Annotated in this window: 23 protein-coding genes and 2 pseudogenes; 15 read left to right on the forward strand and 10 right to left on the reverse strand. The window is 71.6% G+C overall.

What is annotated here, in order from left to right; translation table 11 throughout:
• Positions 1-3: 3 nt before the first annotated feature.
• The gene (locus ACYVKZ_RS09450) at positions 4-1,359 is read right to left on the reverse strand and encodes an MFS transporter (protein ID WP_460991897.1); all 1,356 of its coding nucleotides are present in this window, start codon (positions 1,357-1,359) and stop codon (positions 4-6) included.
• Positions 1,360-1,889: 530 nt separating this feature from the next.
• On the opposite strand from ACYVKZ_RS09450, the gene ACYVKZ_RS09455 reads away from it, so the two are divergent.
• The 6 genes and pseudogenes from ACYVKZ_RS09455 to ACYVKZ_RS09480 all read left to right on the forward strand — a co-directional run bounded on the left by ACYVKZ_RS09455 (position 1,890) and on the right by ACYVKZ_RS09480 (position 4,971).
• Positions 1,890-2,186, forward strand: coding sequence for a hypothetical protein (locus ACYVKZ_RS09455; protein ID WP_307005231.1), 297 nt, complete (start codon positions 1,890-1,892; stop codon positions 2,184-2,186).
• The gene (locus ACYVKZ_RS09460) at positions 2,116-3,042 is read left to right on the forward strand and encodes a phosphotransferase (protein WP_460991898.1); all 927 of its coding nucleotides are present in this window, start codon (positions 2,116-2,118) and stop codon (positions 3,040-3,042) included. The genes ACYVKZ_RS09455 and ACYVKZ_RS09460 overlap by 71 nt, the downstream gene beginning before the upstream one ends.
• Positions 3,043-3,046: 4 nt before the next feature.
• Complete coding sequence (locus ACYVKZ_RS09465; RefSeq protein ID WP_460991899.1) at positions 3,047-3,472, forward strand: hypothetical protein; 426 nt, start codon at positions 3,047-3,049, stop codon at positions 3,470-3,472.
• Positions 3,473-3,704: 232 nt separating this feature from the next.
• Positions 3,705-3,995, forward strand: a pseudogene (locus ACYVKZ_RS09470) (response regulator); the annotation flags it as partial.
• 195 nt (positions 3,996-4,190) lie between these two features.
• Positions 4,191-4,271 (forward strand): annotated as a pseudogene (locus ACYVKZ_RS09475) (DNA-binding response regulator); the annotation flags it as partial.
• Between the two features lie 298 nt (positions 4,272-4,569).
• Positions 4,570-4,971, forward strand: coding sequence for a hypothetical protein (locus ACYVKZ_RS09480; RefSeq protein WP_460991963.1), 402 nt, complete (start codon positions 4,570-4,572; stop codon positions 4,969-4,971).
• A 123-nt stretch (positions 4,972-5,094) separates the two neighbouring features.
• Here ACYVKZ_RS09480 and ACYVKZ_RS09485 read toward each other — a convergent pair whose 3' ends face one another.
• From ACYVKZ_RS09485 to ACYVKZ_RS09505, 5 genes are all read right to left on the reverse strand, one after another.
• Entirely contained in the window at positions 5,095-7,017 is a 1,923-nt protein-coding gene (locus ACYVKZ_RS09485) for an FAD-binding monooxygenase (RefSeq protein WP_460991900.1), read from the reverse strand.
• A gap of 154 nt (positions 7,018-7,171) precedes the next feature.
• Positions 7,172-7,948: an IclR family transcriptional regulator gene (locus ACYVKZ_RS09490; protein WP_460991901.1), complete on the reverse strand. Its 777-nt coding sequence runs from the start codon at positions 7,946-7,948 to the stop codon at positions 7,172-7,174.
• 9 nt (positions 7,949-7,957) lie between these two features.
• The gene (locus tag ACYVKZ_RS09495; RefSeq protein WP_460991902.1) at positions 7,958-11,146 is read right to left on the reverse strand and encodes a beta-phosphoglucomutase family hydrolase; all 3,189 of its coding nucleotides are present in this window, start codon (positions 11,144-11,146) and stop codon (positions 7,958-7,960) included.
• 69 nt (positions 11,147-11,215) lie between these two features.
• Positions 11,216-11,710 carry a PaaI family thioesterase gene (locus tag ACYVKZ_RS09500; protein ID WP_460991903.1) on the reverse strand — a complete coding sequence of 165 codons (495 nt, stop codon included), beginning with the start codon at positions 11,708-11,710 and terminating at the stop codon, positions 11,216-11,218.
• An 82-nt stretch (positions 11,711-11,792) separates the two neighbouring features.
• Positions 11,793-12,566, reverse strand: a complete 774-nt coding sequence (locus ACYVKZ_RS09505) for an SDR family oxidoreductase (RefSeq protein WP_460991904.1) — start codon at positions 12,564-12,566, stop codon at positions 11,793-11,795.
• An 81-nt stretch (positions 12,567-12,647) separates the two neighbouring features.
• Between ACYVKZ_RS09505 and ACYVKZ_RS09510 the strand changes: the two genes are divergently transcribed.
• Entirely contained in the window at positions 12,648-13,892 is a 1,245-nt protein-coding gene (locus tag ACYVKZ_RS09510; RefSeq protein WP_460991906.1) for an MFS transporter, read from the forward strand.
• Between the two features lie 6 nt (positions 13,893-13,898).
• Here ACYVKZ_RS09510 and ACYVKZ_RS09515 read toward each other — a convergent pair whose 3' ends face one another.
• Complete coding sequence (locus tag ACYVKZ_RS09515; RefSeq protein ID WP_307005216.1) at positions 13,899-14,594, reverse strand: response regulator transcription factor; 696 nt, start codon at positions 14,592-14,594, stop codon at positions 13,899-13,901.
• Positions 14,591-16,204, reverse strand: a complete 1,614-nt coding sequence (locus ACYVKZ_RS09520) for an ATP-binding protein (RefSeq protein ID WP_460991908.1) — start codon at positions 16,202-16,204, stop codon at positions 14,591-14,593. The genes ACYVKZ_RS09515 and ACYVKZ_RS09520 overlap by 4 nt, the downstream gene beginning before the upstream one ends.
• A gap of 219 nt (positions 16,205-16,423) precedes the next feature.
• Between ACYVKZ_RS09520 and ACYVKZ_RS09525 the strand changes: the two genes are divergently transcribed.
• The 3 genes from ACYVKZ_RS09525 to ACYVKZ_RS09535 all read left to right on the forward strand — a co-directional run bounded on the left by ACYVKZ_RS09525 (position 16,424) and on the right by ACYVKZ_RS09535 (position 19,328).
• On the forward strand, positions 16,424-17,272 hold the full coding sequence (locus ACYVKZ_RS09525; protein WP_460991909.1) for an ABC transporter ATP-binding protein: 849 nt from the start codon (positions 16,424-16,426) through the stop codon (positions 17,270-17,272).
• Positions 17,269-18,153, forward strand: a complete 885-nt coding sequence (locus tag ACYVKZ_RS09530) for an ABC transporter permease (RefSeq protein ID WP_460991911.1) — start codon at positions 17,269-17,271, stop codon at positions 18,151-18,153. The genes ACYVKZ_RS09525 and ACYVKZ_RS09530 overlap by 4 nt, the downstream gene beginning before the upstream one ends.
• Positions 18,154-18,221: 68 nt before the next feature.
• Positions 18,222-19,328, forward strand: a complete 1,107-nt coding sequence (locus ACYVKZ_RS09535; RefSeq protein ID WP_460991913.1) for an ABC transporter substrate-binding protein — start codon at positions 18,222-18,224, stop codon at positions 19,326-19,328.
• Between the two features lie 62 nt (positions 19,329-19,390).
• Here ACYVKZ_RS09535 and ACYVKZ_RS09540 read toward each other — a convergent pair whose 3' ends face one another.
• Both ACYVKZ_RS09540 and ACYVKZ_RS09545 read right to left on the reverse strand, forming a co-directional pair.
• Positions 19,391-20,389, reverse strand: coding sequence for an aldo/keto reductase (locus ACYVKZ_RS09540; RefSeq protein WP_460991915.1), 999 nt, complete (start codon positions 20,387-20,389; stop codon positions 19,391-19,393).
• 94 nt (positions 20,390-20,483) lie between these two features.
• Positions 20,484-21,137 (reverse strand): trimeric intracellular cation channel family protein, encoded by a 654-nt coding sequence (locus ACYVKZ_RS09545; RefSeq protein WP_460991916.1) that lies wholly within the window; start codon positions 21,135-21,137, stop codon positions 20,484-20,486.
• 91 nt (positions 21,138-21,228) lie between these two features.
• Between ACYVKZ_RS09545 and ACYVKZ_RS09550 the strand changes: the two genes are divergently transcribed.
• The 5 genes from ACYVKZ_RS09550 (at position 21,229) to ACYVKZ_RS09570 (ending at position 26,730) form a co-directional block, all read left to right on the forward strand.
• Entirely contained in the window at positions 21,229-22,329 is a 1,101-nt protein-coding gene (locus ACYVKZ_RS09550; RefSeq protein ID WP_460991918.1) for a carboxylate-amine ligase, read from the forward strand.
• A gap of 133 nt (positions 22,330-22,462) precedes the next feature.
• On the forward strand, positions 22,463-23,401 hold the full coding sequence (locus tag ACYVKZ_RS09555; RefSeq protein ID WP_460991920.1) for a sugar phosphate isomerase/epimerase family protein: 939 nt from the start codon (positions 22,463-22,465) through the stop codon (positions 23,399-23,401).
• A gap of 8 nt (positions 23,402-23,409) precedes the next feature.
• The gene (locus ACYVKZ_RS09560; RefSeq protein WP_460991922.1) at positions 23,410-24,387 is read left to right on the forward strand and encodes a 3-hydroxyacyl-CoA dehydrogenase family protein; all 978 of its coding nucleotides are present in this window, start codon (positions 23,410-23,412) and stop codon (positions 24,385-24,387) included.
• Between the two features lie 16 nt (positions 24,388-24,403).
• A complete protein-coding gene (locus ACYVKZ_RS09565) occupies positions 24,404-25,171 on the forward strand; it encodes an SDR family NAD(P)-dependent oxidoreductase (protein ID WP_460991923.1) in 768 nt (255 codons plus the stop codon).
• 182 nt (positions 25,172-25,353) lie between these two features.
• Positions 25,354-26,730, forward strand: a complete 1,377-nt coding sequence (locus tag ACYVKZ_RS09570) for an MFS transporter (protein ID WP_460991925.1) — start codon at positions 25,354-25,356, stop codon at positions 26,728-26,730.
• Positions 26,731-26,799: the final 69 nt, after the last annotated feature.

The raw sequence follows: 26,799 nt of genomic DNA on the forward strand, positions 1-26,799 counted from the left end.
CGGTCAGTCCTCCGCGGCGACGGCCACGGCGGGAGCGGGGATCGGCTCGATCCGGCCCATGAGGAGCAGGTACGAGGCGAGGCCGCCCACGAGGGCGATGCCGCCGATGATGAACGCGTAGAGGAAGTGACCGGTGGCGTCGACGATGAAGCCGGTGACGATCGGGGCGGCGACGCCCGCGAGCAGGTTCACGCAGTTGACGATCGCCGCGAGGGAGCCTGCGCTGCCCTCGGGGGCGATCAGGGCCGGAAGCGAGTTGCTGGTCACGTAGACCAGGGCGATCCCGGCGCTGCCGATCGCGATCCACGTGATGGCCACGATCGGGGAGTTGCTGAATGCGGCGCCCACGGTGAACAGGGCCACGATCATCCCGGCGACGAGCACGCCCTTGCGGACCTTGTCCGGGTTGGCGCCGCGGCCGATGACCCGGTCGACCCACCAGCCGCCGATCGTGAGCTCGGAGACGAACATCGCCAGGGCCGGGACGGCTGCGTAGATGCCGCTCTGGAGAACGCTCTGGTTCATGCTCGTCTGCATGTAGCCGGGCAGCCACGTCAGGAGCATCCACAGCACGTAGCCCGCACCGGCCAGGCCCAGCGAGAGCCCCCAGACCTTGCGCTGGCGCAGGAGGTAAGCGATGGTCTTCCAGTCGCTCGCGGGGCGCACGTCCTCGCTCGTCGCGCCGCCCTCGATGATGTAGCGGTACTCCTCGGCGGAGAGCGTGCCCTTGGCGAGCTTGTGCTTGGGGCCGGTGTAGCGCCAGAGGAAGGCGCCCAGGAACACGAGGGAGAGGACAGCCTGGAGCCAGAAGGCCTCGCGCCAGCCCCACGTGGCGACGGTGAAGGCGATCAGCGGCAGGCCCAGGACGTTCGCCAGGCGCGTCCCGCTGTCGAAGATCGCGGTGCAGAGCCCGCGCTCGTGCCGGGGGAACCAGAGTCCGGTCGCCTTCATCGCGCCGGGGAAGGCGGGGGCCTCCGCGACCCCCAGGAAGACGCGGGCGAGGACGATCACCCAGGCGCCGGAGGCGATGGCCGTCAGGACCGAGGCCACGGTCCACAGCACGGCGCTGGCTCCCCAAACCTTCTTGACGCCGAACCGGTCCAGCAGCATCCCGGAGGGGATCTGCATGATCGCGTAGGACCACAGGAAGGCCGAGGAGAGCACGCCGAACTCGATCGCGGTGAGGCCGAACTCCTTGGTGAGCGGGCCCTGGGTGACGGAGATCGAGAGGCGGTCCACGTAGTTGATGAGGATTCCGAAGCCCATCAGCAGCGCGACGCTCCAGCGGGCCTTGCCGCGGGGGCGCACCGCCTTGACCGCAGGCTCGTGGTGGGTGTTCTTGGATGCTTGAGACAGCAAAGGAAGCTCCTGGGCAATGAAGAGAAGGACTCACTGCACGAAGCCGGGCGTGGTGCGCTCCGGCCCGTGCGCGGCAGGCCCGCCGTGGCGGCGCCGCCGATGGTTCAGCTGCGGTGGAGTGCTCTGCGTCGAACGTGGCGTCAGGCGAGACCGATGGGCGGCCGCGGACGGCCTGTCGGTCTTGGGCGTCCACGGACGATCAGAGTCTGGGGAAGGCGGCGACGTTGCCGGCGCTTCCCGGCGCGCACCGAACTCGCCTTCAGCGCGGCGCCAGCAGAGGGATTCATCGGATTGCCATTTCTGTGTCGGCGAGGCGGCCGAGTGAGCTGCCTCACGTTCTGGATTGGTATACCCAGAGTAGGACCCTCACTTGCTATTTCGCAAGAGGAAATTATGATTTCGCATTGCGGAAGTAATCGAAAGCCGAGGTGTGCCCTCTGGCCCGCGGGGAGCGCCGTCCGTAGGCTTGGCCCCAGGCGTCCGGCGAGCCGCCGGAGCACCGCCCAGGCACGGCGAAGGGGCTGGCACAGATGACCAAGACGCACGTCCACGAGTCACACAGGATCTCGGACCACGAGCACGGAGACGGCTGCGGCCACGAGGCGGTGGAGCACGGCGACCACGTCGACTACGTGCACGACGACCACCGCCACTTCCTCCACGGAGACCACTACGACGAGCACGAGCACGTCGCCGAGCACAGCGCCCAGGACCACCGGCACGGGCCCGGCTGCGGCCACGAGGAGATCCAGCACGGTGACCACGTCGACTACGTCCACGACGGCCACAAGCACGCAGAGCACGAGCACCACTACGACGAGCACTGAAGAGATCCCGCTCGCCGGCGGGGACGTCACCGAGGGGATCGTGCGCGTGGCGGACACGGTGCGCCGGCCCCTCGGCCCGCACTCGCCGCTCGTGCACGCCGTCCTGACGCACCTCGAGGCCGTCGGCTTCGACGGCGCGCCGCGCTTCCTCGGGATCGATGCGCGGGGCCGCGAGGTACTCACCTTCATCGAGGGGGAGGTGGCCGGCCGGCCGCACCCGGCGTGGCTCGCCGACGATGCCCGGCTCGCCTCCGTGGCGCGCCTCCTGCGGGCGTACGACGACGCCATGGCCGGCTTCGCGCCCCCGGCCCACCTCCTCGAGCCGGTCGCCCCGCCGGAGCTGCCCGGCATGCCGCCGGAGCCGGACGCCGCCCCGGAGCTGATCGGCCACCTGGACATCACGCCAGAGAACGTCGTGTTCCGCGGCGGCGAGGCCGTGGCCCTCATCGACTTCGACCTGGTCCGCCCCGCCACCCGCGTCGACGAGGTGGTGAACCTCTGCCTCCACTGGGCGCCCCTGTCTCCCGAGCGGGACCGCAGCGGGGCGCTCAGGCGAGCCGACGCCGTCGTGCGCACCCGCCTCGTGGCGGACGCGTACGGGCTCGACGGCGCCGCGCGCGCCCGCCTCGTCCCGACAGCGGTCCGGCGGACCGAGCGGTCGTGGCACCTCATGCGCCACCGCGCCCAGACGCTCGGGGGCGGCTGGGCGCGGATGTGGGAGGAGGGCGTGGGGGAGAGGATCCGGCGCCGGCTCGCGTGGCTCGAGGGCGAGGGGGAGCGGATCAGCGCGGCGCTCGACGCCTCTGTCCCTCCGCGGCCCGACCGGCGCGGCGGTCCAGCACCGGCAGTATCGTAGAGACGTGACCTACACCGGTTCACCCCGGGCACCCGGTCACGGGCGCTCGCATCCGATCACCGAGCTGAGGGTGGCGTTCGGCGAGGATGTCTACGACCACCCCGAGGAGCGCGGACTCGGAGAGTGCGATCCCGAGACGATGGAACAGCTGTGCCGCGTGCGGGACGTGCCCGAGACGCTCGTGCGGATCTACCGCGCGCTGCCGCCGGGCTTCGGCCGGATCAACCGGGGCGACTGGGTCACGCTCTCGAAGGAGTACGCGCGCCAGCACGCGATGCGGGATGACGTCGCGTCCCATGACTGGCCCATTGTGGAGGCCGACGTGCCGGCGCACACCGTCTACACCGGCGGCCAGGACCTGGATGAGTACGGGTACGACGGGCCATCGCTCACCGGGCTCCGGGACGAAGGCGCCGACGGCGAGGGCTAGGGCGCGCCGCGCTCTCTCCGCCCGTCGCCTCTCCACGGGGACATGGGCGCAGGGACGTCAAGAGGCCTAGAATAGGAGAAGCGATCGGCAATCTTGCCCTTGGCTTTCCGTCTTCTGGTAGCGCCTTCCCCAGGCGCCAGCAGCCGATCGAACGGTTTCCCCTCACCGTGGCTCCCAGTCTCAGCATCGCGCCGGCAGCCGGCCGGCCATGACACCGTCGGGCGGGCCGGTGATGCAGGCACGCCCGACCCGCGCCCGCAAGGGTGTGTTCGTCCTCGACGACCACGAGCTGGTCCGCACCGGGCTGAAGGGTCTCCTGCGTTCGGCAGGCATCGACATCGCGGGGTCATCAGGATCGGCGAGGGAAGCCGCCCGGCGCATTCCCGCGCTGATGCCGGCTCTCGCTGTGCTCGACGATCGGCTCCCCGACGGAACCGGCCCAGATGTGTGTCGGGCCGTGCTGGCCATCGATCCGCGGATCCGGTGCGTGATCATCACCGACGAGGATGACGAGGCCGCCCTGATCGGGGCGGTCATGTCGGGCGCCTGGGGCTGCCTGTCCAAGCAGGATGACGGGAGCGAGACCGTCCGGCTCGTCCGCCGCGTGCTGGGCGGCCAGACCGCCTACAGCTCGTTGTTCAGGGCCATGCTGCTGGAGCCCCGGGCGGCACCGTTGGTGGAACGGGGGCTGGGGGTGTTGGGGTCCCAGGAGCTCAAGGTGCTCCTCCTCATCGGGCAAGGGCTTGCAGGCCGCGAGATCGCCGCCACGACGGGCCTTGCGGAGAAGACCATCAAGAACATGACCTCGGTCCTGCTGCAGAAGTTGGGCGTCAACAACCGGACTCAGGCTGCCCTGCTGGTGGTCAAGGAGCTCGACCGCTCCGCTGCGACCCAACGCGGAGGTCGGCTGGGCCAGCCGGAAGGGCCCACCGACGCGGTGACCTCGGCCCTGCTGGACTGCGTGGCCGAAGCCGACGGCCCCCTCGCGGAGGGTGGCGAGGGCGGAGGGCTGGCGGGGAGACTCGGCCGCGCCCTCGAGGACGCCCGCACCGCCGACCCACCATCATCAGCAGGCACGCCTCAGGAGGGCCTCCAGCATGAGCACAAACTACGTCCGCGGCGCCTCGATCACCGCTGCGGCATCCCAGTCGGAAATACAGCAGATGCTCATGGCCCACGGCGCCACCGGCTTACGGTGGAGCTGGGAGGACGGCAAGGCAGCGATCGCGTTCAGGGCAGGCGAGCGCCGGTTCCGGATCGTCCTCGCGCTGCCGCAGACGGCAGACAGGCTCCCTCCACGCAGCACGCCGTACGAATCCCCCAAGACTCCGCAGGACGTCGGCCGCCAACGTTGGCGGCAGCTGTCCCTGCTGATTCGGGCAAAGCTCGACGCAGTGGGCTCGGGCATCGCCACGTTCGACCAGGAGTTCCTGGCCTACATGCTCGATCCGGAGGATGGCGCCCCTCACATCGTGCCCTCGTCCCGGACTCGCGCGTGAACGAGCTCAAGCCGTCGTTGACCATTAGGGCGGGCGTAGCTGGTCGTCGGCGCATCCTCGGACTCGCGGTCGCCCAGGACTTGCTCGCGGGCGGCGCAGTGCGGCCGACGACTTCGCCGAGCGCTACACGAGCGCGGCCGCGGGCAGCAGGATCCCGTCGAAGAACCCCGCGAGCTCGGCGTGGGCGTCGAGCGGCAGGACCTGGGCGACGTACTGGTCCGGGCGGACCACCACGATGGCGCCGCGATCGCGGTCGATCCCGCGCTCGTCGAAGATGTCCCGGCCGGCCTTGAGGTCCGGGGCGAACATCTTCTCGTAGTCCACGAGCCCGAACCGGCCCTTGCACGGCTTGAGGAACGCCGGCAGCTTCTCCACCGCGAGGTCCCGGTGGCCCTGCTGGAAGACGGCGCGCACGTCGAACACGGCATCCGGGTCGGCGCCGTCGGGCGTGAAGCGCCGCACCGGCGACTCGGGGGACTCGGCGAGGAACCGGCAGAACCGGGAGATGCCGGACTCGGGGGAGTGGGGGTCGCCCGCGCCGGCGAAGGCGTAGATCCGCCACCGTCCGTCCGCCCGGGCCACGTGCCCCAGACCGATCTCCTTCGCATCGGCGACCCGGACCACCGGCGCCGAGTAGAAGCGCTGTCCCACGGGGAAGCCGGCGGCGACGGACTGGTGCCGGCCCGGGCCCGTGAGCCGCCCGGCGGCGTACTCGGTCGCGAAGCCCGCCGTGAAGCGGCCGGCCTCGGTGAAGATGCGCTGCTTCTCCGCCGCGTCCACGCCGCCGGCCTCGGGGTGGTCGGGGTCCTTCGGCTTGGCTGCCATCATCGTGGAGAAGCGCAGGTCGAAGTCGATGAGCTCCTGCGCGATCACGCGGCGCTCGCCGGCGTACGTGTCCAGGAGCGACTCCGGGCTGCGCCCCTCGAGCACCGCGGCCAGCTTCCAGCCCAGGTTGAAGCCGTCCTGCATCGAGACGTTCATGCCCTGGCCGGCCTTGGCGCTGTGCGTGTGGCAGGCGTCGCCGGCGATGAACACGCGCGGGGTGCGGGTGCCGCGCTCGGCATCGGCCACGTCGTCGAACCGGTCCGCGATCCGCTGCCCCACCTCGTATACGGACCACCACGCGGTGTCCTTCACCTCGAGCGTGTAGGGGTGCAGGACCTCCTGCGCCGCCTCGACGATCGACTCGCGGGTGAACCGCTTCCGGGCCTCGCGGTCGCCCGGCTCGAGGTCGCCGAGGTCCACGTAGAAGCGGACCAGGTAGCCGCCCTCACGCGGGATGATGAGGATGTTCCCCCCGGACGGCCCCTGGATCACGGACTTGAGCCGGATGTCGGGGAAGTCCGTCACCGCGAGCACGTCCATGACGCCCCACGCGTGGTTGCGCGCGTCGCCGCGCAGCTCGATCCCGAGCGACTTCCGCACCGCGGACCGCGCGCCGTCGCAGCCCACCACGTACTTCGCGCGGACGACGGCGGTGTCCCCGCCCTCGCGCCGGAGGGTCACCTCCACGGGGTGGTCGCCGCCCTCGGGCAGGACCTCGACGCCGGTGACCTCGAGCCCGTAGTCGGGGACGAGCCGGGAGGGGGAGGTGCGCATCTTCTCGAGGAGGTAGTCCTGCATGCGGGCCTGGTTGACGATCACGTGTGGGTACTCGGACAGGCCCTCGGCCACGTCCTGGATCCGGCCGGTGCGCCCGATCCCGCTGCTGGCAGGCCCCCAGAACGCGGTCTCGTTGACCCAGTACGCCTCCCGCAGGAGCTTCTCGGAGAGGCCGAACGCGGTGAACATCTCCACCGTGCGGCAGGCCACGCCGTCGGCCTGGCCGATCTCGAGGGGCCCGTTCCTGCGCTCCACGACGCGCGTGGTGATGCCCGGGAACTCGGCGAGCTGGGCGGCGAGGACCACGCCCGCGGGGCCGGTGCCGACCACGAGCACGTCCACCTCCTCCGGCAGGGCGCCGCTGCCGGCGGCCGGCTCGAAGCCGGGGGCCGCAGGCCGCTCTTCGGGGTCTCCGGGACGGTAGCCGTCAAGGTAGAACTGCACAGACGCTCCTCGTTGCTCGCACGGGCGCCCTCAGCGGTCCCGCGGTGGGGGTCGGCCCCGCGGGCGGCACTGCCCGCGGGGCCCTCCATCGAGGGTAGTGACAGGCGTCACTGGTCTGGCGACTTTCTTCTGCTGTGCAGAATGATTGCGGTGCTCAGGGCGCGAGCTCGTGCCGGAGCGCCGCGCACGCGGCGTGCAGCGCGGCCACCGTCTCGGTCCGCTCGAGGGCGGCGGCCCGGGAGATGGGCGCGCTCAGCGTCACGGCGAGCGTCCCCGGCCGGTCGGGCAGGGCGAGCGCCGTGCCCACGGCGGCGATCTCGGGCTCGGTCCGGCCCAGGTTGAGCGAGTACCCGCGCGCCCGGATGCCGGCCAGCTCGCCGCGCAGGTCCGCCAGCTCGGCCGCGGTGAGGCCCTGGCCGCCCAGCTGGGCGCCGCGGCCGGTGTAGAGCTGGGCCACCACCGCGTCGGGCAGGGCGGCGAGGGCCGCGAGGCCGCCGGACGAGGTCCGCGCCGGCAGGACCGTCCCGGTGCGGTCCCCCACGCGGAGAAGCTGCGGGCCCTCGGCGGTGAAGAGGAAGCGCACGCCCGCGCCCACCCGTTCCACGAGGTTCACCGTCTCGCGGGTCTGCGCCGCGAGGGCCTCGAGGTGGGGCCGCGCCGCCGCGACGAGTCCGCGCACGTGCCGCTGCGCGGGCCCTGCGGCGAGGCTCGGGCCGGCCGTGTAGCGGCGCTGGTCGTCCTGGAGGGCGAAGCCGCGGAACACGAGCGTGGACATGAGGCGGTGGGCGGTGGAGGGCGCGACCCCGAGCTCGCGCGCGGCGTCGGCGATCCGCAGCCACTCGCGCTCCTGCAGCAGGAGCAGGATCCGCAGCGCGTTGTCCACCGAGTCCACGGCGTAGGCGGGCCGCTTGACGATCCTGATGTTCTGCACAGCAGAATTCTAGGCGCTGGCACCGCCTTCGGCCAGAGGAGCGAGGGAGAACCGGTGGGAGGTGCCGGGGTGGAGGAGGGCCTCCTCGGCGCCCGCCCGGAGCCGGACGGGGGCGGCGTCGCCGGGGGCCGAGGCCACGTCGAGTGCCGCGTGGGTGAGGTGCACCTCGAGGAGCTGGTCCCGGTACCGCACCCGGAACGAGACCGAGCGCACCTCGCGCGGCAGCCTCGGAGCGAACACGAGGGCATTGCCCGTGAGGCGCAGGCCCGCGAAGCTGCGCTGCACCACGTCGATCGAGCCGGCCATCGCCCCCAGGTGGATGCCTGTCTGGGTCGTCCCGCCCTGGGTGTCGTCGAGGTCGGCATCCAGGACCTCGCGGAACGTCTCCCACGCCCGCTCGGGGTCCACCCCCGCCAGCACCGAGGCGTGGGCCACCCGGCTGAGCGTGGAGCCGTGCGCGGTGCGTGCGAGGTAGTAGTCCACCGCCCGCTCCAGCTGGGCCGCCGTCACGGTGTAGCCCAGACGTGCCAGTACGGCGAGGAGCTCCTCCTCGCCGAGCAGGTAGAGCAGCATGAGGGTGTCCGCCTGCTTGGCGAGGCGGTAGCGGTTGGTCGTGTCCCCCTCGGCCTCCAGGATCAGGTCGAGCCGTTCGATGTTGTGGTACTTCTCCCGGTAGGCGTCCCAGTCCAGCTCGGCCAGGTCCGCGTAGCCTGCGAACTGGCTGATGATGCCGTCGTCGTGGAACGGCACCGCCATGCGCCGGCTCAGGTGCTCCCAGCTCCGCACCTCCTCGGGGCCGATCGCGAGCCTTGCCAGGAGGTCCTCGCGGTCGTGGCCCTCGACGACCCCGAGGATCCGGCAGGCCTGCTGGCAGGTCCAGGCGGCCATGACGTTCGTGTAGGCGTTGTCGTCGAGTCCGGGCGCGTCCCGGTCCGGGTAGCCGGTGTGGTACTCGTCCGGGCCCATGACTCCGCGCACGTGGAACCGGTCCTCGGCGGCGTCGTGCTCCGCGAGCGAGGCGAACATCCTCGTCACCTCGACCACGAGCTCGGCGCCGTGCCGCAGCAGCCAGAAGCGGTCCTGGGTCGCCTCGAAGTACTGCCAGGCGCTGAACGCGACCGCCAGCCCCACGTGCCGCTGCAGCCGCGAGACGTCCGGGATCCAGCGCCCGGAGCGGCGGTTGAACAGCCACCGGGGGGTCTCCTCGCGCCCGTCGCTGCCGCTCTGCCAGGGGAAGAGCGCCCCCTTGAGCCTGGCCTCGGACGCCGCGTGCCTCGCGGCCGGGAGCCGCCGCCAGCGGTAGGCGATGAGGGAGCGGGCCACGGCGGGGATCCGGGAGGTGATCAGGGGCAGGACGAACAGCTCGTCCCAGAACACGTGCCCGCGGTACCCCTCCCCGTGCAGTCCCCGGGCGGGCACGCCCACGTCCAGCTCGGTGACGAAGGGCGAGAGGGTCTGGAGCAGGTGGAACACGTGCAGGTTCACCACGGGCTGGACGTCCTTGGCGGCCTCGACGCCCACGGTGAACAGCCGCAGCACGCGCTCCCAGACCGCCGTGTGCGCGGCGGCGAGCTCGTCGAACCCGGCCGCCGACCGCTCGAGCGCCGCGGCCGCCCCCGTCCGAGGAGACGAGATGGCACGGTCCCGCGAGGTCGCGAACACGCACGTCTTCGCCACCCGCACCGGGACCCCGTCCGCGAGCCGGAGGGTGAATGCGCGGTAGTGCAGCCCGCCCACCCGGCCCCCGGTCGACTCCGCGGGCACCCGCCCGTCCACGGTGTGGCGCAGGGCCACGGCGATCCGGACCCCGCTCTGGAGCGTCTCGGCCTCGACCACGACGCCGGCTGCGGCCTCCGCGTCCGCGTCGTCGCCGGCGGGGGTCACGTCGCGCAGGTGCCGGCGGGCCAGGAGGGCGTCCTCGAGCACGTTCTCGTTCGCCACGTCCACGTCCACCCCGCTGCGCAGCTCCGCCTCCCCGCTCCAGCCGTGGGCCGTCACGGTGGTCTCGAGGGCCATGAGCTGCTGTTCCGCCATCGAGACGAACCGGCGCTGCTCCACGCGGAGCCGCCGGCCGGCGTCGTCCTCGAGGTCCACCTCGCGGCGCAGCACCGCGGCACCGAGGTCCAGCACGCGGCGCTCGCGGCGGACCGTCAGGCCGCCCCGCGACCACCACTCGCCCCCGGCGAGGCGGAGGTCCACCGGGAGCCAGTTCGGGGCGTTGACCAGATGCTCGTCCTCCGTCTCCTGATCCTGGACCAGGTTCACCACCCGGTTGTACACCCCGCTCAGGTACGTGCCGGGATATCCCGTGCCGCCGTGGATCGACTCGGGCGCGGCCCCGCGAACGCCGATGTACCCGTTGCCGAGGGTGGTCAGGGCCTCCCGGTGGCCCTCGTGGCCGGCGTCGAAGCCCTCGTAGGCGAGCGTCCACGGGTCCGCGAGCACGAGGCCCAGGTCCAGCTCGCCCACGTCCCCGAGCACGAGGTCGGCCCCCGCGTCCTCGAGCTCGGCGCGGCGGCCGGCGCGGTCGATCCCCACCACGAGCCCGAACCCGCCCCGGCGGCCGGCCCGGACACCGGCCTCGGCGTCCTCGATCACCACGGCCCGGGCAGGATCCACGCCGAGGCGCCGGGCGGCCTCGAGGAAGAGGGCCGGATCGGGCTTGCCGGGGAGGCCGAGCTCGGCCGCCTCGTTCCCGTCCAGGACGAGGTCGAACGCGTCCTGCAGGTGCGCCGCCGCGAGCACCGGGCGCGCGTTCCGGCTCGAGGTCGCGAGCGCCACGGGGATGCGGCCGGCGCGCAGCCTGGCCACGAGCCCGGCCGACTCGGGGAAGACCTCCACCCCGGACGCGGCCAGGTGCCGGCCGAAGAGCTCGTTCTTGCGGGCTCCCAGCCCGTGGACGGTCCACGCCCCGGGCCCGTCGCGCCCGCTGCCGGCGGGCAGCGTAATGCCGCGGGCGCCCAGGAAGGCGGTGACCCCCTCCTCGCGCGGGCGCCCGTCCACGTACTGAAGGTAGTCCTCGTGCCGGAACGGGCCGGTGTCCGCGCCGGCGCCCACGCGGGGGTCGCGCAGGACCGCGTCGAAGAGCTCCCGCCAGGCGGCCTCGTGCACGGCCGCGGTGTCGGTGACCACGCCGTCGAGGTCGAAGATGACCGCGCTGAACGGCGGCTGGATCGCTTCCACCGTGGGGGACCGCATGGCCCATGCCTACCAGTGGCGGGCGGCCACCTCAACTGTCCGCGCGGATCCGGCCAGTTCCGGGTCCGGCTACTCCTGCCCGGTCGGGGACCTCTCCAGCAGGCGCTCCTCGAGGTCCTGGCCACGGCCGGCGGACGGCTTGGGGACGTAGGTGAAGCTCGAGGTGGCGAGGACCTTCCCGCCGGCGTCCGCCACGTCCACCGAGGCCACCACAATCGTGCGCCCAGCCCGCACGATCCGCGCCGTCGCGATCGCCGGCCCCACCCGCGAGTTGTCGATGAAGTTCAGGTTGGACTGCACGGCCAGCGGGAAGTGGCCCGGTTCCACCACCTGCATGGCCAGGAACGTCCCCGTGACGTCCGCCGCGCCGAACAGCGCCGTGGCCGCGAACATCCCGCCCGCCTGCCGCAGGCGCGCGGCGAGCGGCATGCGCATGGCGAGGGACGCGCCGTCGCACGCGTGCGGCTCGATGCCGAGGGTGTCCGTGATCTCCTCGAATCCGAGGCCCGCGCGGAACGCGTCCCATCGGATCACGAACTCCTCGAGGCTGGCGGGCACGGGCATGCGGGGTCCTTTCGCTCGGGCGGCCGGTCCGGATGGATCCGGAAGCGGCGCGCTGGTGCCACCGACCGCGGGGGCCGGCAGGTTACTCGGCCGCACCCGGCTGCGCGCCGGCTCGGGTCCGGTCGGCGATCCACGCGCCCACCCCGGGGCCGAGGATCTCCGCGCCGGCGGGGGCCAGGAGCGCGCCGCTCGCGAGCCCGGACAGCGGGGCGTCCACCGTGACCACCGGGCGCGGGTCATGCCGGGCGAGCAGCAGCCGGCGCACGAGCTCGGGCAGCCGCACCGCCTCCGGGCCGGCGACCGTCGCGTCCCGGGCCCTCCTGCTGGTGGCCTCGCGGACCAGGACCTCGGCCACGGAGGCGACCGCGATGGGCTGGACGTACCAGTCCTGGACCGTGACGCGGTCCTCGGCATAGTCCACGGCGCTCGAGCGCTCCGCGAACTCGAACCACTGCGCCGACCGGACCACGGAGACCTCGAGCCCGCTGTCCCGCGCGGCGTCCTCCTGGTCACGCTTGGCCACGTAGTAGCTGAACGCGTCGAACTCGGGCTTCTCGATGTTCGCGATGGAGAGCAGGACGAGGCGCCGCACCTCGGCCTCGACGCACGCGTCCGCGAGGTTCCGGCCCGAGCGCACGACGGCGTCGAAGCGGCTCATGCTCTCATCCGGCGGTGCAGGGCTCGAGGCATCGATGGCCACGTCGACGCCGTCGAGCGCCTCGACGAGCCCCTCGCCCGTGACGAGGTTGACCCCGGCGCTGCGGGTCAGCACCACCACGTCGTGGCCCTGCTCGTCGGCCAGCGCGGCCACCCGCGAGCCGGCCGTCCCCGTTCCACCCACCACGGCGATCCTCATGGCCCCAGCCTAGAGCGCCGGTGCGTCTCGCTGGTCGGGCGGAGTCGAAACCGCTGTGGTCCGACCGCTACGCTCTGACCCATGGCACGAGCGACCGATGCACCCGAGGCACTCCCGCAGGGGGCCGCACGGCCCAGCCCTGCCCGGCTCGCGTTCCTGGGGCTGTGCCTCGTGCTCATCGGCCTGAACCTGCGCACCGCGTTCTCCAGCTTCGGGGCCGTGCTGACGGAGGTCCGGGCCAGCGGCTCGGTGCCCGAGTGGGGCATCTCCCTGCTCACCACCGCCCCCGTGACCCTGCTGGGGGTCTTCGCCCCCCTCGCGCCCGTCCTCTCCCGCAGATTCGGCTCCAAGCGCGTGCTCCTCGGGGCCATGGCCGTGCTGACCGCAGGGCTCCTCGTGCGGCCGTCGGAGTGGGGCCCGGCCGGGCATCTCCCGGGGCTCATCCTCGGCACCGCACTGTGCGGGGCCGCGATCGCCCTGTGCAACGTGATCCTGCCGAGCGAGGTCAAGCAGGACTTCCCGCACCGGCTCGGACTCATGGGCGGCCTCTACACCGCGGCGATCGTCGCCTCGGCGGCGCTGGGCGCGGGGTTCACGTACCCGGTGTTCGAGGCCACGGGGTCCTGGAGCTCGGCGCTGCTGTTCTGGGCGTTCCCGGCCCTGGCCGTCGCCGTCCTGTTCGCCCCCGTGGCGCTGCGCGCCCGCCACCGCCCGGTCCCGGCCGGACACGCCTCCGCGGGCGGACCGGGCGTGTGGCGCTCGCCGGTCGCGTGGCACGTGACCCTCTACATGCTCTTCCAGGCCATGACGTCCTTCAGCGTGTTCGCCTGGCTGTCCCCGATCCTGCGCGAGCGCGGGATCGACGGCGCCACGGCCGGTCTCATGGTCTCGGCCTCGATCGTGCTGCAGATGCTCGGCTCCCTCTTCGCCCCGAGCCTCGCCGCGCGGCTCTGGGACCAGCGCGCCCTCAACGTCACGCTCGCCGTCATGACCTCGGTCGGGTTCGCCCTCAGCGTCCTCGGCCCGCTCCAGCTCATCTGGGTCTGGATCGGGCTCCTGGGCCTCGGCCAGGGCGCCCTCACCGCCGCCGCGCTGACGATGATCATGCTCCGCACCCGGCACGGGCACACCGCGGTGAACCTCTCGGGCATGATGCAGGGCGTCGGCTACGGGGTCGGCTCGCTCGGCACGCTCCTCGTGGCCCAGATCCACCAGGCCACGGGAAGCTTCTCCCTCGCGGGCTGGTCCTTCCTGGTCATCGGCGTCGGCGCCTCGGTGTTCGGCTACCTCGCCGGCCGCCGGCGCAACGTCGACGGCGCCGCCTGACCCGCCTCAGCCCGCGCCTGGGACATACGTGTTCACCGGCCGGCCCGTGGCCCCGTACTCGAGGTGCAGCGTGAGACGGCCCTTCCGCTCGAGCTCGCTCAGGTACCGCTGGGCCGTGGGCCGCGAGATCCCGATGAGGTCCGAGACGTCCTGGGCGCCGAGCGGGCGGTCGGCGGCCAGGACGGCGTCGAACACCTTCTGCATGGTCGGCGGCAGGCGCCGCGCGGAACCGGGCCCGGGGGCGGCCGCCGTCGCCGCGGCGCGCTGGGAGGCGAAGAGCGCGTCGACGTCATTCTGGCCCGTGATGCCCGTCCGGCCCCGGGACTCCGCGTCGGCCCGCCACCGCCGGTACGCCCCGAGCTGGCCCGCGAGCTGCTCGAACCCGAACGGCTTGACGAGGTAGTGCACCGCGCCGCCGCGCATCGCGGCGCGCACCGTGGCGATGTCCCGCGCGGCGGTGATGATGATGACGTCCACGTCGTGCCCCGCCTCGCGCAGGGAGGTCAGCAGGGCGATGCCGTCCTCATCCGGCAGGTACACATCGAGCAGCACGAGGTCGGGCCGGTCGCGGACGATCGCCGCGCGCGCCTCCGAGGCCGTGTGCGCCTCGCCGACGCACTCGTACCCGGGCACGCGGGCCACCTGGGCGGCGTGCAGCCGCGCCACGCGGAAGTCGTCGTCGACCACGAGCACCCTGATCACGGCCGCGCCTCCCTGCCCTCGCCCCTCGGAATCCATACTTCGAACCTTCCGCCCGGTCCGGCGAACACGTCCATCGTGCCACCGGCGCGCCGCACGATCCGCGCCACGAGCGCCAGCCCGATCCCGCGCCGCAGGTCCGGCTTCCCGGCCTTCCCGGGCTTGGTCGTGTAGCCGTCGCGCACGACGTCGTCCACCGCGTCCGCGGGCACGCCGGGGCCGCTGTCGGTCACCGAGACGAACACGCCGGACGAGTCGTCGAGCGTGAGCGTGACGTCCCGCGGCCCCGGCAGCCCGGAGACGGCGTCGACCGCGTTGTCGAGGAGGTTCCCCACAATCGTGAGGAGGTCCTGCGTCCCGAGGCCGGGCTCGCGCAGGCGCGAGTCCTCGGAGACTGCCAGGCGCACGTCCTGCTCGGCGGCGATGGTGATCTTGGCGTGGATGAGCGCCGCGAGCTCGGGCGGCTCGATCCGCGCCCGCAGGCCCTCGCCGAGGGAGCGGGACGAGTCGGCGATCCCGGAGATGAACGTGCGCGCCTGCTCGGCCTCGCCGAGGTCCAGCAGGCCGCCCACGGTGTGCAGGCGGTTGGCGTACTCGTGCTCCTGCGCCCGCAGCGCGTCCATGAGCCCCTCGAGCGAGCGGAGGTCGCGGACGAGCGCCTCGACCTCCGTGCGGTCGCGGAGCGTCACGACCGCTCCCGCGCTGCGCCCGCCCACGCTCACCGGCATGCGGTTCGCCACGAGCAGCGCGTCGTCGGTGATGACCGTCTGGTCGGCCCCAGGGACGTCCCCCGTGAGGACGTCGCGGAGGCGACCGGCCGGGATGAGCTCCTCGATGGGCTGGCCCAGGGCGGTGTCCCCGAGATGCAGGAGCCGCCGTGCCTCGGTGTTGATCACGGTGACGCGGCCGTCGTCGTCGAGCCCCACCATGCCCTCGCGGATGCCGTGCAGGAGGGCCTCCCGGTCCTGGAGGAGGGAGGCGATCGCCGCCGGCTCGAGCCCGAACGTGGCCCGCTTGATGGTGCGGGCGAGCAGGAAGGAGCCGGTGCCGCCCAGGAGCAGGATGAGCGCGGAGTACGCCGCGACGGTCCCCGCGTCCTGGGTCAGCTCGGTGCTGACCTTCGTCTCGAGAATCCCCACCGACACCTGTCCCACCACCGTGCCGGCGGCGTCGAAGACCGGGGCCTTCGCGTTCGCGGAGTCCCCGAGGCTGCCATTGTTCGTGCCCAGGTGACTCTGCCCGTCGAGCACCGCGACGGGCTCCTCGAGCCGCTGCCCGATGAGCGAGGGCGTGGGATGCGAGAAGCGGATCCCCTCCCTGTCCGTGACCACCACGTAGTCCGTCTTGGCGCGGATCCTCACCTGCTCGGCGAGGGCCTGGATCTGGTGGCCCGGGTCGCCGGCGGCCAGATCCGCGGCGACCTCCGGCATCTGGGCCACAGACTCCGCGACCCCGAGCGCGCGGAGCTGGAACTGGCTGTCCAGGACCTGGCCCGTGATCCGGTCCGCCACGAATCCTCCCAGGGCGACCGTGAGCACGATCAGCATGAGCGTCCACACGAGGATCTGCGAAGCCAGCGGACGGGCCGCCCACCAGTCCCGCGCGCGCCTCACCGCAGCACGCCCTGCCCCGCATGAGCAGAAGGCTCAAAAGCTGAATTAATGCTGGTAACCATCGCAAGCCGCGCAAGGCTGGCTGCGGGACCCGGCGCTTTTCTACTCTCAGAGCAGCCGATGTGATCCATTTCACGGGGCATGGATCAAGAATCCACCAGACAAAGGCGTCCCTGCAAATTCACAGCAGGCATGCAGAGACAGAGAGGTCTTTTGACCATGGGAGTAATTCATCCCATCCGGCCGCCGGCAACCGGTGCCGAGGATGCGGGGATCGAGATCTCCGGGCTGACCAAGCGCTACCTCACCCCCAAGGGGGAGACGTTCACCGCCATCCGCGACGTCACGGTCACGGTCGAGCCGGGGCAGTTCTGCTCGATCGTGGGCCCCACCGGCTGCGGGAAGTCGACCACCCTGGCCCAGGTCTCGGGGCTCGAGCGCCCCAGCGAGGGGTCGGTGCGGGTGGGCGGCCGGCGCGTCGAGGGGGTCACCGACGGCGTGAGCTACATGTTCCAGGCAGACGCACTCTTCCCGTGGAAGAGTGTCCTGTCCAACGTCATGATGGGCCCGATCCTCCTCGGCACCCCCAGGCGGGAGGCCACCGAGCTCGCCCGCGACTGGCTGCGGCGGGTGGGCCTGGCCGGATTCGAGGACCGCTACCCGCACCAGCTCTCGGGCGGCATGCGCAAGCGCGTGGCCATGGCGGCGGCGCTGATCAACAACCCGCGCATCCTGCTCATGGACGAGCCCTTCGGGGCTCTCGACGTGCAGACCAAGGCCATCATGCAGAACGAGCTCCTCAAGCTGTGGGAGGAGCTGCGGCCCTCGGTCCTGTTCATCACCCACGACCTCGATGAGGCCGTGGCGCTCTCCGACCGGGTGGTCATCATGACCAGCAGCCCCGGATCGGTGAAGGACGTCTTCGACATCGACCTGCCCAGGCCGCGCGGGAATGTCCAGGAGATCCGCCACGAGGAGCGGTTCCTCGAGCTCCAGGGGCACATCTGGGACTCGCTCAAGGATGAGGTCACGCGGGCCTACGCGCGCACAGCAGGGGTTGGAGCATGACGGCCATGACGCAGGAGAAGGTGCGTGCCTCCGGGGCGCGCGAGGACAACGGAGCCGAGCTCCAGGCCGCCGCGCGGAAGTCCTTCCGCCGCCGGCAGACGCTGATCTGGACGGGCCGGGTGGCCCTCGCCGTGGCCGTGGTCGGTGGCTGGCAGTGGTTCACCGAAGAGGGCTGGGTGGACAAGTTCTTCTTCGGCCAGCCATCGGAGATCTGGAACAGCCTCGTGAAGCTGTTCACCGAGGGCACGGCCTTCGGCACCATCTGGGAGAACCTGTGGGTCACGGTCCAGGAGGCCTTCCTCGGGTTCCTGCTCGGCACTCTGGTGGGCGTGGTCCTCGGGATCCTGCTGGGCTCGAACAAGTACCTCTCCGCCGTCATCGGCCCCTACATCCGGATCGTGAACTCGATCCCCAGGATCGTGCTCGGCTCGATCTTCATCGTGGCGTTCGGCCTCGGCGTCTTCCCGAAGATCCTCCTCGCAGCGGTGCTCGTGTTCTTCGTGGTGTTCTTCAACGCGTTCCAGGGCGTCCGCGAGGTGGACCAGAACCTCATCGCCAACGTGCGGGTCCTCGGCGCGTCCCCCTTCCAGGTGGCCCTCCACGTCACCATCCCGTCCGCGATGACGTGGATCATCGCCAGCCTCCACACGGCCTTCGGATTCGCGATCATCGGCGCGCTCGTCGCCGAGGTGCTCGGAGCCCAGCAGGGCGTCGGGCTGATCATCAGCCAGGCCCAGGGCACTTTCGACCCGAATACGGTGTTCGCCTGCATGGTGATCATCGCCGTCATCACCCTCGGCGCGGAATTCCTGATCAGCCTCCTGGAGAAGTCCCTCCTCAAATGGCGGCCGCCGAACCGCTCCGAGGCGCAGGCCATCTAGCATTTTTCTTCCCTTTTCACCCGGAAATTCCATCAGGAATAACACAGAGGATGCGTAAAACAATGAAGATGAAGCGCAGCATCTACGCCGCAGCCGCACTCGGAGCCGTGGCGCTCAGCCTGTCCGCCTGCGGCGGGGGCAGCGCCGCCTCGAGCGGGAGCACCGCGAGCGGCGGCTCCAGCGCCGACACCGCCAACATGCCCACCGTCAAGCTCATGGTCGGCGGCATCGACAAGCAGATCTACCTCCCGTACCAGCTCGCCCAGCAGCTGGGCTACTACCAGAAGTACGGCGTCAAGGTGGAGCTCTCCACGGAGCAGCAGGGCGGCGTGGGTGCCGAGGACGCGATGGCCTCGGGCCAGGTCGACATGGCCGGCGCCTGGTACATCCACACGGTCGACTTCCAGTCGAAGGGCAAGAACGTCATCAACCTCGTCCAGCTCTCCGGGGCCCCCGGCGAGCGCATCATGTGCAGCCCCAAGGCCAACGTCCACACGGGCGCGGACCTCAAGGGCAAGACCGTGGGCGTGACGGACCTCGGCTCCGGCACCGACGAGCTCACCCAGTTCATCGCATCGAAGGCGGGCCTGTCGAAGAACGACTACCACACCATCGCGGTGGGCGCCGGCGCCACCGCCATCGCGGCGATCCAGCGCGGCTCGGCGGACTGCGTCATGACCACGCAGCCCACCGTCGGGGCGCTGGAGGCGAAGAACCTCGCGGTCCCGGCGATCGACCTGGCCACGGCGGACGGCGCGAAGGCCGCGCTCGGCGGCACCCTCCCCTCGGCCGGCCTGCTGGCCCAGGCCGACTGGGTGAAGTCCCATGAGGACGCTGCCCAGAAGGTCGTCGACGCGCTCGTGGACACGATGCACTGGATCAGCACGCACTCGGCGGCGGACATCGCGGACAAGCTGCCGCAGTCCTACGTCCAGAACGCCACGATCTCCAAGGACCAGTACGTCAAGGCGCTGGACCAGGACAAGGCTCAGTTCCTGCCGGACGGCATCATGCCCGAGGGCGGTCCCACGACGATCTTCGAGGAGGAGAAGACCATCGGCGTGGACACCTCCAAGATCAAGGTCTCGGACACCTTCACCCAGAAGTACGCGCAGGCGGCGCTCAAGCTCGAGGGCTACACCGCGAGCTCGACCCCGGCCGGGGACAACGGCTGAGCCGCGCCAGAACCACCGGCGGGCCCGCACCGAGAAGGTGCGGGCCCGCCGTCGTGCGCCGGTCAGCGGGTGGTGTCGATGCTGCTCATGTCCCCGTAGCGGGAGCCGACGACGGCGTCCCGCGGCACCGCGCGCTCGAGCGCCTCGAGGTCGTCCCGGCTCAGCTGCACGTCCCGGGCCGCGGCGTTCTCCTCGAGGTACTCCACGCGCTTGGTGCCCGGGATTGGGACGACGTCCTCGCCCTGGGCGAGGACCCAGGCCAGGGCAATCTGCCCGGCCGTGACGCCCTTCGCCGCGGCGACCTCCCTGACCTTGTCCACGAGCCGGAGGTTGGCCTCGAGCGCCTCGCCCTGGAAGCGCGGGAAGTAGCGGCTGTTACGGGAGTCGCCCTCCTTCGCGAGGGATTCGGTGCTGATCTGGCCGGTGAGGAGCCCACGGCCGAGGGGGGAGTAGGGGACGAGGCCGATCCCGAGCTCCCGGATGGTGGGGAGGATCTCGTCCTCGAGGTCGCGGGTGAACAGGGAGTACTCGGTCTGGAGGGCCGTGATGGGGTGGACGGCGTGCGCGCGCCGGATCGTCGCCGCGGAGGCCTCGGAGAGCCCGAGGTGGCGGACCTTGCCCGCCTGGACGAGCTCGGCCATCGCGCCGACGGTGTCCTCGATCGGCACCTTGGGGTCCACGCGGTGCTGGTAGTAGAGGTCGATGTGGTCCACGCCCAGGCGCTGCAGGGACGCGTCGCAGGCCTGGTGGACGTACTCCGGCGTGCCGCTGATGCCGAGGCGCTCGCCGTTCGGGCCGCGGACGTTGCCGAACTTCGTGGCCAGCTGGACCTCGTCGCGGCGCCCGCCGACCGCCCGGCCCACGAGCAGCTCGTTGGTGAACGGCCCGTACATGTCCGCGGTGTCCAGGAGCGTGATGCCCAGCTCGAGCGCCCGGTGGATGGTCGCGAGGCCCGCGGCCTCGTCAGGGGTCCCGTAGAACTCGGACATGCCCATGCAGCCGAGGCCCAGCGAGGAGACGGTCAGGGGGGAGGCGGTGCCGAGGGTTCGTGTCTGCGTCATGGTCCTAGCCAACTCCCTCGGGTGGGGAGCGCGTCAAGGGCCCCGCGCAGAACCGCGCAGAACACCCTGCAGGGCGCGGCCTACGGCGGCGGGCTCACTCGCGCGCGGGTGCCTCCCCGCCGCTGCGGTGCCGGCTGGAGGCCGCGAGCGGGACGCGCCAGCGCAGCCGCAGCGCGAGGATGCGGAAGCCGAAGACGACCACCGCCACGACCATGCCCGCGGCCGTCGAGTAGAGCCCGAGCGCCCACAGGGCGGCGACCGCGCCGGCGCCCACCATGGCGGGAACGGCATAGAGGTCGTGCCGGTCGAAGAGCCCGGGCCGGACGTTCGCCACGGTGTCCCGCATCAGGCCCCCGCCGATCGCGGTCACCGTCCCCAGCAGCGCCGCGGAGACCGGGTTCACCCGGTAGCTCAGGGCCGTCACCGTGCCGGTGATGCAGAACAGCGCCAGCCCCGCAGCGTCGAACGTCAGGAGCGTCCGGCGCGCCTTCTGCACCGCGGGCATGAGGAAGTAGACCACCGCGGCCGCCAGCACGGGCGGTGCGAGGTAGACGGGTTCGGCGAACGAGTTCGGGAAGCGGCCCAGCACGAGGTCGCGGATCACGCCGCCGCCGAGCCCGGTGAGGGACCCGAGCAGCAGCGAGCCGACGATGTCGAAGTTCTTCTGCACGGCCAGGAGGGATCCTGACACGGCAAAGAAGAACACCCCGAGGAGGTCGAACACGAGAGACCAGGTGCGGGCATCCATGCCCCAAGCGTAGGGCCGGGCGCTGCTCCGACCGGGGGAGCGGGCCGCCGGGGATGTCCCCGGGGCGGCTCGGGTTGGCAGAATGGCCGGTATGCGGAGCTTTGGGGCGGAAGAGGAGCTGCTGATCGTGGACCCGGAGACGGGCGCGCCCCAGCCGCTCGTGGACCGGGTGCTGGCGGTCATGGGCCGACCGCGGGACGTGGAGCGCGAGTTCAAGCTCGAGCAGGTCGAGGTCCAGACGGAGCCCTGCACCACGCACGAGGAGCTGCTCGGCCAGCTCTACCACGGCCGGCGCGCCCTGGACCGGGCGGCGCGGCAGGTCGGCGCCCGCATCGCGGCCCTCGGGACCTCGCCGCTGAGCTCCGCGACCCATCTGAGCGAGGGGGAGCGGTTCGCGGCCATGGCCGAGGAGTACCGCCTGACCGCCCTCGAGCAGCTCACCTGCGGGCTGCACGTGCACGTCTCCATCTCCTCGGCCGAGGAGGGCGTGGGCGTCCTCGACCGGATCCGCGAGTGGCTGCCCCTGCTCGCGGCGCTGAGCGCGAACTCGCCGTTCTGGCACGGGGCGAACACCGGCTACGCGAGCTTCCGCACCCAGGTGTGGAACCGCTGGCCCACCTCCGGCCCGCAGGAGCCCTTCGGCTCCGCGCAGGCCTACGACCGGCTCGTCGGGGCCATGGTGGGCACCGGCGGCATCCTCGACGCGGGCATGGTGTACTTCGACGCCCGTCTCTCGCGCCGCCACCCGACCGTGGAGGTGCGCGCCTCCGACGTGTGCCTCAACGCCGCCGACTCGGCCCTCGTCGCGGTCCTCGTCCGCGGCCTCGTCGAGACCGCCGCCCGCGATGCCGCCGAGGGCCGGCCGCCGCTCGGGACGCCGTGCGCCGTGCTGCGCCTGGCGGCCTGGCGCGCCAGCCGCTCCGGGCTCAACGGCGACCTCGTCGACCCGGGCACGGGGCAGCCAGTCCCGGCCGAGGACGCGCTCGCCGCCCTGCTCGAGCACGTGGGGCCCGTGCTCCGCGAGGCAGGCGAGCTCGCCGGGGCCGAGCGGGCCGTCCGGGGCGTGCTCGCCCGCGGCTCGGGGGAGCGGGCCCAGCGGGAGGCCGCGTCCGACGGCGAGGGGCTGGCCGCCGTCGTGCACGCCGCCGTCGAGGCGACGCAGCAGCGCGACGGCGGGTGGGACGTCCCCTAGCCGCCGAGGAGTCACCTACGCCCCGTTGCGGGGCCACGTCCGTCCCGTTGACAGCAAGCATATTTCCTATAGGATCTTTTTCGTGAGCTGCCTCACGGCAGCGTTCTTCACCCATCAGCTGCAACGGAGCACCATGTCGAACCAACCAGCGTTCACGGCAGAGTCATGGCCGATCGCGACCTGCCTCCACGGTTTCCAGGCGGTGGACCGCCGCACAGGAGTGGCGATGCACGATGCGTCGCCCGAGGTCTGGGACGACATGTTCGCCCAGATCGCCGACGTCGGCTTCACCCTCGCCGAACTCGCGGACAGCCACGTCCGCCCCGCCGACCTCGAGCCCGCGCGCCGGGACGAGTTCCTCGCCATCGCCAAGTCCCACGGGGTCGGCATCCCGTCGGTCCACCTCCAGCGCCAGAGCGTGATCATGCCCGGCCACGAGGAGCGCAACCTCGCCTACGCCCACCGGACCATCGAGGCGGCCGCCGAGTGGGGCATGCAGGTCTTCTCGACCGGCCTCCACCAGCCCTTCAGCGAGGCCCAGCGCAAGGCCCTGTGGTTCTGGACCGCCGAGGGCCCCAAGGACCCCGACGACCGCGAGGTGTGGGACACCGCCGTCGGCCGCATCCGCGAGCTCGGCAAGCACGCCGCGGACCTCGGCCTGCGCATGTCGCTCGAGATGTACGAGGACACCTACATCGGCACGGCGGACAGCGCCGTGCGCTTCATCGAGGAAGTTGGCCTGGACAACGTGGGCCTCAACCCCGATGTCGCCAACCTCATCCGGCTCCACCGGCCCGTCGAGGACTGGCGCTACCTCTTCGACAAGACCCTCCCGTACGCCAACTACTGGCACGTGAAGAACTACACGCGGGACGAGGCCGCGGACGGCAGCTGGGCCACCTCGGTCCCCTCGACCATGGAGACGGGCCTCATCAACTACCGCGAGGTGTTCCGCGACGCCATCGCCGTCGGCTTCGACGGGATCATCCTCACCGAGCAGTACGGCGGCGACAGCCTCGGCGTCTGCGCCACGAACCAGAAGTACATCCGCACTCTGCTCCCCAAGGGCTAGGAGGAACCATGCCTGACATCACCGTTGCCGTCGTCGGCTCCGGCTACATGGGCGGCGGCATCGCCCAGGTCCTCGCGCTCGCCGGCGCCACCGTCAAGATCGCGGACATCTCCGAGGAGATCGCCACCAAGAACTACGAGCGGCTCCTCGCCGAGGCGGCCCAGTTCGTGGCGGACGGGCTCTTCCCGGACGACGCCGTCGCGCGCCTCGAGGCGCACCTCTCGCCTGCAGCGTCGATCGAGGAGGCGGTGGCCGACGCCGACTTCATCGAGGAGGCCGTGCCCGAGAAGATCGAGATCAAGCACGAGACCCTCCGCCGCATCAGCGCGGCCGCCCGGCCGGACGCCGTCATCGGCTCCAACACCTCGACGATCCTCATCGCCTCGCTCGCGGAGGCCGTCACGAACCCGGAGCGGTTCCTCGGCGTGCACTTCTCCAACCCGGCCCCGTTCATCCCCGGAGTCGAGCTCATCCCGCACGCCGGGACGGACGAGGCCGTGATCCCGCTCGTGGAGGAGCTCGTGGCCTCCACCGGCAAGGAGACGGCACGGGTGAAGGACGCGACCGGGTTCGTGCTCAACCGGCTCCAGTACGCGCTGTTCCACGAGGCCACGCAGATCGTCGAGGAGGGCATCGCGACCCCCGAGGACATCGACACGATCGTGCGCACCACGTTCGGCTTCCGCCTGCCCGTCTTCGGCCCGTTCGCGATCGCGGACATGGCGGGCCTGGACGTGTACGCCTTCTGCTACGCGTCGCTGCAGACCCGCTGGCCCGAGAGGTTCGCCACGCCGGAGTCCCTCCAGGAGCTCGTGGACGCCGGCAAGTTCGGCACCAAGTCCGGCGCCGGCTACCTCGACGTCCCCGCGGACCGCACCCCCGAGCTCGTCGCCTACCGCAACAAGGCCTACGTGGCCATCAAGAAGCTCATCGACGAGCTCGGCCCCGCCCCCATCCAGTCCGCGCCCGCCGCGGCTGCCCACTGAGGACCAGGAGAACCGCATGACTGACTTCCCCGCTTCCCGCACCGTCGTCCTGACCGGCGCGGCCTCCCCGCGCGGCATCGGCCGCGCGTCCGCCCACTACCTCGCCGAGCGCGGCTGGAACATCGGCATCATCGACGTCGAGGCCGAGGCCGCCAAGCGCGTGGCCGAGGAGATCGCGCTCGAGCACGGCGTCCAGGCCGCCGGGGCCGGCGCCGACGTCTCGGTCGAGGCGCAGGTCCGCGCCGCGTTCGACGAGCTCGAGGGGCAGCTGCCCCAGATCGTGGCGCTCGTGAACCTCGCCGGCGTCTCCTCGCCCGTGCCGTACCTCGAGGTCACGGCGGACGAGTGGAACCGCGTCATGGGCATCAACATGAACGGCGTCCACTACGCCACCCGCCGCGCCGTCGAGTCCATGGTCAAGCACGGCGTGGGCCGCGTGGTCAGCCTGTCCTCGGTCTCCGCCCAGCGCGGCGGCGGGACCTACAGCAAGACGGTGTACTCCGCGGCCAAGGCCGGCGTCATCGGGTTCACCCGCAGCATCGCCCGCGAGCTCGGCCAGCAGGGCATCACCGCCAACGCGATCTCGCCCGGGCCGATCGACACGGACATCATGGGCGGCACGCTCACGGACGAGCGCAAGGAGAAGATGGCGGCCGACGGCGTGCTGCCGCGCATCGGCACCCCGCGGGACATCGCCGCGGCCATCGCCTACCTCATCAGCGAGGATGCCGGCTTCGTGACGGGCCAGACCCTGAACGTCGACGGCGGCCTCTATATGCACTGAGACGGAGCACCCCGCGTGAAATCCATCCTCGGCCCCTGGTCGAAGTCCCGCCTCGCGTTCCTGGCCCTCGGGGTCGTGTTCGTCGCCGTCGGCGTCGTCACGCTCCTGCAGGGCCGCTGAGCACCACCCTTCTTCCGTTCCATCACCGACACCCCACGGGTTCATCTCAAAGGAGAGCTGACGTGACCCTGCCCGCTCCGCGGACGGCCGCGCCCTCGGCGCATGACATTGCGCTGAAATCCGCCATCTCGAAGGCCGCACGGCACCTGATGCCGATGCTGGTGATCCTCTATTTCGTTGCCTTCCTCGACCGGACCAACGTGGGCTTCGCCCAGGCCGCGCTGAAGGCGGACCGCGGCGTCGGCGACGCCGCGTTCGCCCTCGGTGCCGGCATCTTCTTCATCGGCTACGCCCTCTTCGAGGTCCCCAGCAACCTGCTCCTGAAGCGCTTCGGGGCCCGCTTCTGGCTCGCCCGCATCTCCATCACCTGGGGCATCGTCGCGGCAGCGTTCGCCTTCACCACGGACGACGTCTCGTTCAACGTGCTGCGCTTCCTCCTGGGCGTCACGGAGGCCGGCCTCTTCCCGGGCGTGATCATGTTCCTGTCCGAGTGGTTCCCCAACAAGGTCCGCGTGCAGATGTTCGCGATCTTCTACCTCGCCCAGCCGTTCTCCCAGATGATCGGGGCGCCGCTCTCCGGCGGCCTGATCAGCTTCGGCGACTCCCTCGGCTTCGCCCGCGGCTGGCAGGTCATGTTCTTCGGCGAGGGCGTGCTCGCCGTCATCGCGGGCATCGCGGCCCTGTTCCTCCTCACGAACAGCCCGGCGAAGGCGAAGTTCCTCAGCGACGAGGAGAAGCTCGCGCTCTCCGACGCCATGGCGGTCGAGGACCGCGCCCGCACCGAGGACGGCCCCAGCGGCATCTGGCGTGCCATGGCGAACTGGAAGGTCTGGTACTTCACGGTCATCTACTTCGCCCTCCAGATCGCCGTGTACGGCACCACGTTCTACCTCCCCCAGGAGGTCGCCGGGCTGCTGGGCAAGAAGGTCGGCTGGGAGGTGGGCCTCGTCTCCGCCATCCCGTGGCTCGTGGGCCTCTTCGCCTGCTACTTCCTCGGCAAGGCAGCCCACACCGTGGCCCGGCGCCGCAACTGGGGCAGCCTGCTCTACATCGGCACCGGCGTGTTCATCCTCGGCTCCGCCTGGGCCGGCGCGAACAGCCAGCCGCTGCTCGGCATCGTGTTCATCACCCTCGCGGTGGCCAGCTTCCTTGCGGTCGGCCCGATCACCTGGGCCTACCCCACGGCCTTCCTCACGGGCGCCGCTGCCGCGGCCGGCATCGGCCTGATCAACTCCCTGGGCAACCTCGGCGGCTTCGTGGCCCCGCTCATGCGGACCGCGTTCAACGATGCGCTGCCGACCAAGAGCGGCGAGTGGGGCGTGGTGTCCCTGGGCGTCTTCGCCTTCCTCGCCGCGGCGATGGTCTTCGCGACCAAGTTCTTCAAGGGCGCGAAGTCGGACGAGCTGCTCGAGGCCGAGGAGCTCACCCCGGTCCACTGATCCCCTACTGGCACACGGCGCCCCCGGTCCTCTGCGGAGGACCGGGGGCGCCGGCGTCGGCCGCCCGGC

The organism is Sinomonas soli, from assembly GCF_054782415.1.

Coding starts and splice junctions, on each gene's coding strand:
- ACYVKZ_RS09550 (WP_460991918.1), top strand. CDS start 21,229: ATGCGGAGCTTTGGGGCGGAAGAGGAGCTGCTGATCGTGGACCCGGAG.
- ACYVKZ_RS09560 (WP_460991922.1), top strand. CDS start 23,410: ATGCCTGACATCACCGTTGCCGTCGTCGGCTCCGGCTACATGGGCGGC.
- ACYVKZ_RS09545 (WP_460991916.1), bottom strand. CDS start 21,137: ATGGATGCCCGCACCTGGTCTCTCGTGTTCGACCTCCTCGGGGTGTTC.
- ACYVKZ_RS09500 (WP_460991903.1), bottom strand. CDS start 11,710: ATGCCCGTGCCCGCCAGCCTCGAGGAGTTCGTGATCCGATGGGACGCG.
- ACYVKZ_RS09480 (WP_460991963.1), top strand. CDS start 4,570: ATGAGCACAAACTACGTCCGCGGCGCCTCGATCACCGCTGCGGCATCC.
- ACYVKZ_RS09495 (WP_460991902.1), bottom strand. CDS start 11,146: ATGCGGTCCCCCACGGTGGAAGCGATCCAGCCGCCGTTCAGCGCGGTC.
- ACYVKZ_RS09455 (WP_307005231.1), top strand. CDS start 1,890: ATGACCAAGACGCACGTCCACGAGTCACACAGGATCTCGGACCACGAG.
- ACYVKZ_RS09505 (WP_460991904.1), bottom strand. CDS start 12,566: ATGAGGATCGCCGTGGTGGGTGGAACGGGGACGGCCGGCTCGCGGGTG.
- ACYVKZ_RS09530 (WP_460991911.1), top strand. CDS start 17,269: ATGACGGCCATGACGCAGGAGAAGGTGCGTGCCTCCGGGGCGCGCGAG.
- ACYVKZ_RS09565 (WP_460991923.1), top strand. CDS start 24,404: ATGACTGACTTCCCCGCTTCCCGCACCGTCGTCCTGACCGGCGCGGCC.
- ACYVKZ_RS09540 (WP_460991915.1), bottom strand. CDS start 20,389: ATGACGCAGACACGAACCCTCGGCACCGCCTCCCCCCTGACCGTCTCC.
- ACYVKZ_RS09525 (WP_460991909.1), top strand. CDS start 16,424: ATGGGAGTAATTCATCCCATCCGGCCGCCGGCAACCGGTGCCGAGGAT.
- ACYVKZ_RS09535 (WP_460991913.1), top strand. CDS start 18,222: ATGAAGCGCAGCATCTACGCCGCAGCCGCACTCGGAGCCGTGGCGCTC.
- ACYVKZ_RS09555 (WP_460991920.1), top strand. CDS start 22,463: ATGTCGAACCAACCAGCGTTCACGGCAGAGTCATGGCCGATCGCGACC.
- ACYVKZ_RS09510 (WP_460991906.1), top strand. CDS start 12,648: ATGGCACGAGCGACCGATGCACCCGAGGCACTCCCGCAGGGGGCCGCA.